Annotated in this window: 6 protein-coding genes; 2 read left to right on the plus strand and 4 right to left on the minus strand. The window is 71.2% G+C overall.

Annotation, left to right across the window (positions count from 1 at the left end):
• The first annotated feature begins 220 nt into the window (after positions 1 to 220).
• On the plus strand, positions 221 to 1030 hold the full coding sequence (locus tag ACFVH5_RS43435) for an Fpg/Nei family DNA glycosylase (protein ID WP_385839215.1): 810 nt from the start codon (positions 221 to 223) through the stop codon (positions 1028 to 1030).
• 47 nt (positions 1031 to 1077) lie between these two features.
• On the opposite strand, the gene ACFVH5_RS43440 is transcribed toward ACFVH5_RS43435, so the two are convergent.
• The 4 genes from ACFVH5_RS43440 to ACFVH5_RS43455 all read right to left on the minus strand — a co-directional run bounded on the left by ACFVH5_RS43440 (position 1078) and on the right by ACFVH5_RS43455 (position 5602).
• Positions 1078 to 2277, minus strand: a complete 1200-nt coding sequence (locus ACFVH5_RS43440; RefSeq protein WP_385839216.1) for a glycoside hydrolase family 64 protein — start codon at positions 2275 to 2277, stop codon at positions 1078 to 1080.
• 116 nt (positions 2278 to 2393) lie between these two features.
• Positions 2394 to 3128 carry a chitinase gene (locus ACFVH5_RS43445; protein WP_385839217.1) on the minus strand — a complete coding sequence of 245 codons (735 nt, stop codon included), beginning with the start codon at positions 3126 to 3128 and terminating at the stop codon, positions 2394 to 2396.
• Between the two features lie 160 nt (positions 3129 to 3288).
• Complete coding sequence (locus tag ACFVH5_RS43450) at positions 3289 to 3807, minus strand: lytic polysaccharide monooxygenase auxiliary activity family 9 protein (RefSeq protein ID WP_385839218.1); 519 nt, start codon at positions 3805 to 3807, stop codon at positions 3289 to 3291.
• Positions 3808 to 4366: 559 nt separating this feature from the next.
• Positions 4367 to 5602 (minus strand): GNAT family N-acetyltransferase, encoded by a 1236-nt coding sequence (locus ACFVH5_RS43455; RefSeq protein WP_385839220.1) that lies wholly within the window; start codon positions 5600 to 5602, stop codon positions 4367 to 4369.
• Positions 5603 to 5788: 186 nt separating this feature from the next.
• Here ACFVH5_RS43455 and ACFVH5_RS43460 point away from each other — a divergent pair, with 186 nt between their 5' ends.
• Positions 5789 to 6970 carry a PP2C family protein-serine/threonine phosphatase gene (locus tag ACFVH5_RS43460; protein WP_384813782.1) on the plus strand — a complete coding sequence of 394 codons (1182 nt, stop codon included), beginning with the start codon at positions 5789 to 5791 and terminating at the stop codon, positions 6968 to 6970.
• Positions 6971 to 7038 lie beyond the last annotated feature (68 nt).

Genomic DNA, 7038 nt, shown 5'->3' on the forward strand with positions numbered 1-7038 from the left:
CCACCCGCTGGGCTACCCCACCCGACAGTGCTGGGGGGCGGCGCCCCCTCGCCCCTCGGCACCCCGCCCCCCGGGTCATCAACCGCCGGACGGGCTGAAACGTATTCAGCCCGTCCGGCGTTTGAGGACGAGCGCGCAGCGCGACAGGGGGGTCTGGGGGCGCAGCCCCCAGTTTCGGGAAGGGGCGGGGCTGGGGAAAAGGAACCCGCTAGGAGGACCCGTGCCGGAGGGGCACACCATTCATCGGCTGGCCGAGGACTACCTCGGCGGATTCGGTGGCCGCAAGGCCCACGTGACCAGCCCCCAGGGCAAGTTCACGGACGCCGCCGCCCTCCTGGACGGCACGGCCCTCACCACCGCCGAGGCCCACGGCAAACACCTCTTCCTCCGCTTCGAGACGGACGACTGGATCCACATCCACCTCGGCCTCTTCGGCAAGGTCAACTTCGGCGGCGCCCCCGCTCTCCCGCCCACGGACACGGTCCGCCTGAGGCTCAGGAACGACACCGCGTACGTGGACCTCCGCGGTCCCACGACCTGCACCCTGATCGCGGACGCGGAGAAGCAGGCGGTGCACGACCGCCTGGGCCCCGACCCGCTGCGCGAGGACGCCGAACCGGCAAGCGCGTACGAGCGTGTCTCCCGCAGCCGTACGACGATCGCCGCCCTGCTGATGGACCAGAAGGTCATCGCGGGCGTCGGGAACGTCTACCGCGCGGAGGTCCTCTTCCGGCACGGCATCGACCCGTACCGGCCGGGCCGGGACATCACGCGCGCCGAGTGGGACGCGATGTGGGCGGACCTGGTGGTGCTCATGCGCGAGGGGGTCCGCAACAACCGCATCGACACGGTCCGCCCGGAGCACGAGCCGGAGGCGATGGGCCGCCCGCCGCGCAAGGACGACCACGGCGGCGAGGTCTACGTGTACCGCAGGGCCACCATGCCCTGCCTCGTCTGTGGCGGCGAGATCCGCACCGCCGGTCTCGCCGCCCGCAACCTCTTCTGGTGCCCGGTCTGTCAGAAGAACTGAAGAACTGACAGACCGGGCACCAGGTCTGCTCAGTCGAACGGGTCGAGTCAGTCGAACGGGTCGAGTGAGATGGTCGCGTCCTTCGGGTCGCCGTCGTGCACCAGCGACTCGTGGTTGCCGACGTCGTCGAAGGCGAAGGCGTACGCCTGCCCGTTCCGCATCTGGTCGTGCACCAGCCGGGCGTAGTGGTTGCTGACGCCGTCCTGGTAGAAGCCGGACGCGTCGGCGTCGGGCTGCTCGGAGTTGGTGAGCAGGGTCGAGCGGTTGTACGCGGCGCACAGGGTCCGCGAAATGGGGCCGCGCACCTGGTCGTTGGGGGCGTCCAGCTTGTTGTAGCAGCCGAACACGGAGTCGGAGTCGGGCTTCTCGAAGGACGTCACGACGGCGCCCGTGCCGTCGGTGAAGTCCATCGTGTCGCCGTTGACCTTGCCGAAGTACTTCGTGTCGGGCCGGTCCTTGAACGGCGTCACCGTGAGCGTGTCGCTCGCGTACTTCGTCCAGACCCGGTCGATGTAGTCGTCCAGCACGCCGGCCGGGATGGCGCCCGAGCCGATGGCGTGGCCGGGGGCGAGCACCCGCAGCGGGGTGCCGTCACCGCGGGTCTCGACCAGTTTCTCCCAGCCGCCGCCCTGCTCCTTCAGCCCGTTCACGACGGCCTGGTAGCCGCCCGCCTTGAGCGTGCCGGTCTCCTTGGTGGAGCCGTCACCGGCGGTGAGGCCCACCGAGTACGGCGCGGAGAACATGTCGACCTGGGTGGAGTTCAGCCACAGACCGGAGTCGTTGAGCGTGTACTCGGTCCAGTTGAACAGGATGTCGTGGTTGGGGTCGGAGGCGTTCTGCACGGCGGGCTGCACGAGACCGCCGTCGGCGAGCCGGAAGTCCAGCTTCTCGCCGTACGAGAAGTAGACCCGGCCGGAGAACTTCGGGAGCTGGACGGTCTTGGACGCGCCGTCGGCGGGGCCGGCGAACGAGGCGTCGGGCGCCGGGACCGGCGGGGCGCCGCCGGCCGGCCAGGCGTGGAAGACGCCGGACTCGTCGGCGTACCCCTGCTTGCCCGAGGCGAGTTCGGTGCCGATCACGTACACGTACACCTGCTCGCCGCTGCCCGAGGTGTTCTTCAGGGTGAGCGGGATGGTGTCCGGGACGGCCGAGGCCCGGTCGGCGGGGCCTACGACGACGGCGACTGCGCCGAGCGCGGCCGCGACGGCCAGGGAAGCCGTCAGCTTGCGGGGAGAGAACAGGTGCATGAGGTCCTCGTCGGTGGGGGATTGACACAGGTTCTGAGGGCGGGTTCTGAGGGCGGGCGGGCGCCGCTCGGTCCGGGTGGGGCCGGAGCCGAGCGGCGGTGTGCTCGGGCCCGGGATCAGCAGCTGAGGTTGCCGCCGGGCTCGACACCGAGCAGCTGGGTGAAGCGCTGGTAGTTGTCGATACGGCTCTGGACCTGGCCCGGGTTGCCCCCGTTGCACTCCAGGCTGCCGTTGATCGAGCGGATGGTCTCGCCGAACCCGGCGCTGTTGACCATGGCGTCGTGCGGCGTCATCGTGCCCGGTCCGGTCTGCGTGTTCCAGTACCAGAGGCCGGTCTTCCAGGCGACGGCCGCGTCGTTCTGCACGAGGTCGGGGTTGTTGAGCAGGTCGATGCCGAGCGCGTCGCCCGCGGCCTTGTAGTTGAAGTTCCAGCTGAGCTGGACGGGCCCGCGGCCGTAGTACTTGTCGTTGCCGGCCGGGCAGCCGTAGGGCTGGCCGGTGTCGCAGTAGTGCGGGTAGTTGGCGGTGTTCTGCTCCACCACGTACTGCAGGCCGCCGGTCTCGTGGCTGACGTTGGCGAGGAAGGCCGCGGCCTCCTGCTTCTTGACCGTGTCGCTGCCCGTGTTGCTGAAGCCGGGGTAGGCGTCGAGCGCGGCGGTCAGGCCGCTGTACGTGTAGAACGAGTTCCGGCCCGGGAACATGTCGTTGAACTGGGCCTCGCTGACGACGAACGCGGCGGCGGAGGTGTCCGCGCCGGCCTTCTGGGCGGAGGCGGTCGGGGCGAGCGTGAGCGTGCAGAGGGCGGCGGCCACGCCGGTGGCGGTCAGCAGCCCGAGTATGCGTCGGTGCACGGTGTCGACTCCTGGGGATGGGGTGTGGGGGGACGGCGCGCAGGGGGCGGGCGGAAGAAGGTGGGGGACTTCCGCCAGGCGTGTGCGCTGGATGGGGTGGTGCGTGCGCGGGGTGGGGCGGTGCGGGCCGGTCCCCGACGGACCGGCCCCGACTCGGCTGTCAGCCGCCGACGTTGACGTCGATGCAGGCGTAGAAGGCGTTGTCCGTGTCCGCCACGTTCCAGACGGCCAGGACCTTCTGCTGTCCGCTGAGGCCGCCGAAGTCGACCTGGTGGTTCACCACCGCGTCCGGCTGGGCGCCGCCGTCGTCGAACACGGCGATCCGCTGCCCGCCGGCGTAGTACTCCCAGGTGCTGGTCGAGTGCCGCGCGCTGAGCTTCCAGGAGAACGTCGTGTTCTTCTGCACCGGCGTGACGGTCCAGCCCCTGCTGTCGTCGTCCAGCTCGGAGAAGCGGCTGTTGCCGCCGCTGCAGCTGGTCAGGCCCTTGGGGCCCTCGACGCTCTGCGGCTCGTAGGTGATGTCCCCGCAGGACACCGTGCCCGCGGCGCACTGGGCCTGGCGGCTGGGCGGGTCGGAGATGTAGCCGTGGGCGCTCGCCGACCCGGCGGGGAGGCTCACGGCGACGACGGGGGCGAGTACGGCGCCCAGGAGGGCAGCCGTCTTCCTGCTGGCGTGCATGGGGACTCCTTCACATCAGGCCTTCCCTGGCACGCACGGCTGTGTGGGGGGCCGTACGCAACGGGACCGGCCTCTCGTGGGTGGGGCCAAGAGGCGCGAAGGTGACGCGCTCCGGCCGGTCCGTCCAGGGCGGATTGCTCCCGCGAAGGGCCAACTCACCGAACGGAACGGCGCGTTCTGTTGGCCTAGACCATACAAGTGGCTCGTCGCGACGTGTCAAGGGCATGACGGAGCCCCGCCCGGGGGTGGCCGCCCGTCCGCACCCCGGAACGACGGCACCCCCGCGGCGGCGTGGCGCGGGGGTGCGGCGGGGGTACGGGGGAAAGGTTTCCGCAGGTGATGGAGGAGAAGCGCCTACCGCCACGGGGCGGCGCGCAGGGGGTCGTCCGCGGCGGCCCGCATTGGCGAGGGGACCGCCGAAAAATTCCCGTGCCCGCCGACACCCCCCGATCCGGCCCGCATACGTCCGGCCCGACCGGGTAGGCGGAGCGCCACCGGACCGTACGCGGCCGATCTCCGCCTGTTCCCACGGAGGTTCACGACGGCACAGCGAAGCGATTCAGAAGCCGTGCGGCAGCCAGGGCGCCACGACGGAGGCGAAGCCGAGCGAGGCCTCCGCGAGGGCGCCCCGGCGCAGCTCCCGTACCCGTCCCGCCGCGGCCAGCGAGGCGAGGGACACCCCGCCGAGGTAGGCCGCCCCCAGGTCCCGTACGGACAGGGCGAGATCGGCCCTGTCGGTGGTCCGTGCGCAGGACGCGCCCTTCGCGTCGCCGGAGAGCCGCCAACGCCCCTCGTTCCAGGGGCAGAAGGCGTCCTCGACCTCGAACACCACGTCCACCGGCGCCTGGTACGTCCGCGCCTCCAGCGCCGCGCCGACCTCGACGAGCCGCACATGCATCGAGTCGCGCGGGGCGAGGTCGCACCGGCGGGTGTCGGAGACGAGGTGCTGCCAGGCGTCGTCGAGAGGCCTGTTCCAGAGCTTCACCTTCGACGCCAGGTCGATACCGAAGAGGTGCTGCCACAGCGCCGCGTACGCGGCCGGGTCCAGCGCCTCCAGATCGCGCACCTCGATCGTGCCCTTCGGCCCGGCCGCGTCCCAGTCCGGCTTGTTGAAGTAGCGGGCGTAGCCCACGACTTCGTCGCCCCGCTGCGCGAGCACGCACTGCAGGGGAGAGGAGCCCTTGCGGTCGCTCTCCGGGTCGAGCAGTGCCAGCCGCTCCCAGCCGGGCCGCCGTGCCAGCATCCCGGGCCGCACGGCCACGTGCTGCGCGTACACCGCCTCGCAGGCCTCGGGCACACCCTCCGCAGCCGGCTTCACGAGCCGCAGCCGTACGTCGTCCGTGCCGTCCGGCACCGACAGCCGCACCCGGTCCGTGTCGATCTCGGCACGCAGTTGCTGGGTCGCGATGCCGTAGCCGAAGCGGCCGTAGATGGCCGGTTCCGACGCCGTCAGGGCGGCGAGGGGCTCACCCCAGGACCGTACGTCGTCCAGCTGGCGCCGCATCATCGAGGTGAGCACCCCGCGCCTGCGGTGCGTCGAGGCGACACTCACCATCGTGACGCCCGCGGTCGGTACGGACGCGCCGCCCGGCACCGTGAGCCGGAAGGAGAAGGCGCCGGCCGTGCCCACGCACTCGTCACCGTCCCAGACCCCGAGGGAGCGGTCGTGCTCCGTGAGGTCGCTCCACAGGGCGCGCTCCTCGGCCGATTCCGCGACCCCGCCGAACGCGAGCTCCAGTTTCCCGTACCACGTGTCCCAGTCGGCGAGGGTCAGCGCGCGCAAGTCTGTCGTCATGTCCCCATGCCTACCAGGGCAATCCGGGATGAGCGACCGGATTTCTCCCGGGCGGGCGGTGCCGGGTCCCCATCCGGCCGTACGCTCTGCGATGACCGGGCTTCCCTGTGACTTCCGTCCCCGGACGGGGGACAAGTGGGACCTCCCGTGCCAAGCACCTGGTCCGATGGATAGGGTCCCGAACTAATGGCAGCAGGACGAGAGCGGCGCGCAGAAGCCGATACGTTCACGGCCCGGTTGAAGAAGCAGGTACACCGGGTCCGCACAGGGCTGCGCAGATCCGCTGTCGACTACTTCCGCGGCGACGGTTCGGACTGGGTCGCGCTCGCCGGGCTCCTGCTGACCATTCCCGTGATCGCCTTCGTCACACTCATGAACTCCGTCTGGTGCTCCCCGGCGATGCTCGTCCTGCCGATCGTCGCGGGCGGCCTGCTGCTGCGCCCCTCCAGCCTCCTCAGCCTGTACGCCGCAGCCGCCACCGCGCTCATCGTGGAGTCCGTGAGACTCGGCCCGTACACCGAAGGCCCCTCCCGGGTCACGCCGGGCATCGTGCTGGTGGTCGCCGCGTGCGGCTTCTTCGGCCTGCTGATCGCCCAGTTCCGCAGCCGGGTCGGGGTGCCGTGGCGGCGCGGCGGCACGATGCTGTTCGACCTGCGCGAGCGGATCCGGGTGCAGAGCAAACTGCCGAAGCTGCCGATGGGCTGGCACCGGGAGATGGCGCTGCGGCCCGCCGGCGGCCAGTCGTTCTCCGGCGACTTCGTCGTCGCGGCCCGTACGAACGGCGGGCGCACCCTGGAGGTCGTCCTCACCGACGTCTCCGGCAAGGGCATGGACGCGGGGTCGCGTGCGCTGCTCCTGTCCGGCGCGTTCGGCGGCCTGCTGGGGTCCCTGCCGCCGCACGCCTTCCTGCCCGCGGCGAACGGCTATCTGCTCCGCCAGGACTGGGACGAGGGCTTCGCCACCTCCATCCACCTGGTGCTCGACCTGGACTCGGGCGACTACGAACTCTTCTCCGCCGGACATCCGCCGGGCCTGCAGCTCAGCGCGGGCAACGGCCGCTGGGAGGAGAAGGTCGCGGAGGGACCGCTGCTCGGGGTGTACGGCGGGGCGCAGTTCGACTCGGTCAAAGGCTCGCTGCGCCCCGGTGACGTACTGATGCTGTTCACGGACGGCCTCGTGGAGACGTCCGAACGGGACATCGTCGAGGGCATCGACCGCCTGACCGGGGAAGCCGACCGGTATGTGGCGGGCGGCTTCCACGGGGCGGCCTGGCATCTGATCGAAGCGGTCGCGAAGGACGTGAACGACGACCGGGCGCTGCTGCTGATCTGCCGCGAGGGGGCGACGACGGGGCCGGCCACGCTCTGAGCGTTTTCGCCTGCCGCTGAGCGGGGGCGGGCCCAAAAGACTGCGCAGTTCCCCGCGCCCCCAGGCAC

The organism is Streptomyces sp. NPDC127119 (assembly GCF_042677425.1).
GTDB lineage: Bacteria > Actinomycetota > Actinomycetes > Streptomycetales > Streptomycetaceae > Streptomyces.